The organism is Frankia sp. CoWAU3 (assembly GCF_977971855.1).
Genome location: NZ_CDWWXB010000040.1, coordinates 6679 through 7802, shown reverse-complemented (window position 1 = coordinate 7802; position 1124 = coordinate 6679). Strand labels below are relative to the sequence as shown.

At 70.8% G+C, this 1124-nt stretch carries 1 protein-coding gene; it reads right to left on the bottom strand.

The window, feature by feature from the left end:
• The coding region (locus tag AC08ON_RS06295; protein ID WP_476616616.1) for a Rossmann-fold NAD(P)-binding domain-containing protein at positions 1-670 on the bottom strand (670 nt) is incomplete at its 3' end.
• Positions 671-1124 lie beyond the last annotated feature (454 nt).

Genomic DNA, 1124 nt, shown 5'->3' with positions numbered 1-1124 from the left:
CCAGCCGGACCAACGCCGCCGCGGAGTCCCCCGCCCCGACCACCAGCACCCGGTGCAGGCAGCGGCCCGCCCGGCGCATCCGGTGCAGGTAGCCGCGCGCGGTGGCGCGGCCGGCCACGGTCAGCAGCAGCGCCGCCGGGAAGGCGATCAGCACGTAGGCACGCGCGAGCTCGGCCTTGGTCGCATAGGACAGGACGGCCACCACCGCGGTGAGCTGCGCGGCGGCGTTGAGGACCCGGCGGAACTCCTCCGAGCCGCTGCCGAGGAACCGGCTCTCGTACGCCCGGCTCAGGTACATCGACAACACCCACGCGACGGGCAGCAGGATCGACATGGCGACATACGGCGTCGCGGAGACCGGCTTCAGGTCGAACTCAACCAGTCCGCCGAAGCGGACCAGGTAGGCCACTCCCGCCGCGACCACGCAGGCGGCCGCGTCGGAACCCACGAGCAGCCAGCCGTACGGCCGTTCCCAGCGAACCTTCGCCCGGTAGTCGACGACACCGTCGGATGTTCCGTCCGCGCCGGGACCCGCGCCGGGGCCCGCGCCCACCTCGTACCCGTCGTACCGGGCGGGCTCATCGGCCCCGTCCAGCGGTTTCGGAATGGCATCCGTGCCCGGCCCCGCGGCCAACCCCACCTGTGCATGGCTGAAGACAGTGTCCGTCACCTGGCAGACCCCCCACGGCCGCAACATCTTCGGACCGACGACGGGGGGAGCGCTGCTTGGCGCCGAGCACGCATGTCACCTGCGTATCGACGTGCCCAGGCCTGGTGCCGAGCCCCCGAACCCGCCGCACCACCGGCCATCCGGACCCCCCCATCCGACCGGCACCGCACATACGCGAGTAACTCTAACGTGCCGAGACAGGAGGATCCACGACGTCAACCCCGATGACTCATACGCGTAACAAAAATCGCGACTAGGCGGTCAAGGGACACGACAGTCAGGAGACACCGGACAGGTACGCCCGTAGCAGCCGCTCGGCCTCGTCGATCGCGGCGAGCTCGACGTACTCGTCCCGGGTATGGGCCAGGTTGGGATCGCCCGGCCCGTAGTTGAGCGCCGGGATCCCGAGCTTGGCGAAGCGCGCCACGTCCGTCCAGCCGTACTTCGCCACCGG